The sequence below is a fragment of the Pseudomonas sp. BS-2016 genome, from assembly GCF_001806145.1.
Taxonomy (GTDB): domain Bacteria; phylum Pseudomonadota; class Gammaproteobacteria; order Pseudomonadales; family Pseudomonadaceae; genus Aquipseudomonas; species Aquipseudomonas lundensis.
In genome coordinates this window covers 1-1,371 of record NZ_MLCT01000081.1, presented here as the reverse complement: position 1 = coordinate 1,371, position 1,371 = coordinate 1, and the positions used below count along the sequence as shown (strand labels likewise).

At 50.0% G+C, this 1,371-nt stretch carries 2 protein-coding genes; both read right to left on the bottom strand.

Annotated elements, in window-relative coordinates:
- On the bottom strand, window positions 1–975 hold a 975-nt coding region (locus BKD70_RS25145), incomplete at its 3' end, for a site-specific integrase (protein WP_175441023.1).
- Between the two features lie 49 nt (window positions 976–1,024).
- Window positions 1,025–1,371: ATP-dependent helicase C-terminal domain-containing protein (locus tag BKD70_RS22410; protein ID WP_305879748.1), on the bottom strand; the 347-nt coding region annotated here is incomplete at its 5' end.

The following is a 1,371-nucleotide window of genomic DNA, read 5'->3' as shown; positions in this document are numbered from 1 at the left end:
ATTAGCCATAACCTTTAATTCTTCAACTAGCTGGCTAGGCAAATATAGTTGCTGGCTTCTATCTCGCTTCGTATCCATACCCGTGCCCGGACCTGCACGCATTAGATAAGTACCGTCGTTCAGCAAATTTCCTTCTGTAAATGAATTCAAATGCTTCAGTCGCATTGTCAGAACTGTTTGTTTTCGTGCACCTGTCATCAATGCAGTCAGTAGAATAAGTCGTTGTTGGACCGTCCATCCTTTGCCCTTCAACATACCCAACAATTCGCCAAGCTCAACATTGGCCAATGGCCGGAGGTCTTCACCGTCCTCCCGAACAAACCCAATTGGCACAGGGCTAGAAGCCGGCGTCGATTTAGTTTGACTGCGTTTTTCGGCAGTTATTAATTTGCTACCGAATGAGCCTTTAAATAGGAACTGAACCTTCTTAACTGAATCAACACGTTCGATGTCGATGTCATGCCAATTAGCCGCCACATATTTATAAAAATCGAATACCACTCCAGTGAATTGATTGATGACTGCCGCGCTACGTTTTCCTTCGTTAACCAAATGAGCGAAATATTTGTATGTAGGGCGCAAAGCAGGACGACGGCCAGAGAAATCCAGCCAATCAAGCGCTTCATCTTCACAAAAGGTCAGATAATCAAGCAATTTGCTGGCCCGACGACGAACATCATCTATGGGTCTGCCAACAAGAGGTTTATGCCTCACATGATTCAGCAAGTACGAATTCGCTTCGAACCAGGGTCTGCCATCCCTATGGAAAAGGAACGGGAAATTGAAAAGGTCTCCCTCGCCCTCCTGCGCCCCGAACTCATTGAGTTGATAAAGCGTTCTCGATGGCTCAGACGCCGCAAGCAAATTCTCGATAGCACCACGTGGCTTTTGAGAGACGTAAATCTCTGCAAAGGCATTCCGAACGCGCGGAACAAGCACCAAACGGCCGTGGTATCGCGGATTCACATAGGACATATCCACTCCCTAGAGAAATCGTCAATCCTATGAGGCATGGACTCAATACTCAATCCTTTCTGTCAATGTTCTTTTTGTTAAGCGATTCAACCCAGGGGTCTAACTTATGGAATAGCTTGGGGTAGCGCCCTTTCAAATCCTTCTTCACCTCGGCATAGGTACTGCGCCAAAAGTTCGCCAGGTCCTGCGTGACCTGCACCGGTCGCCGCGCCGGGGACAGCAGGTGCAGCTTCACGGCCAGGCGCCCACCGGCAATGCGCGGGGTGTCTGCCAACCCGAACAATTCCTGCAAGCGCACCGCCAGGATCGGCGGCTGTTCGCTGTAGTCCAGGCGTACCGATGACCCTGAAGGCACTTTCACATGCTGCGGCGCCAGCTCTTCCAGGCGTTGGGGCA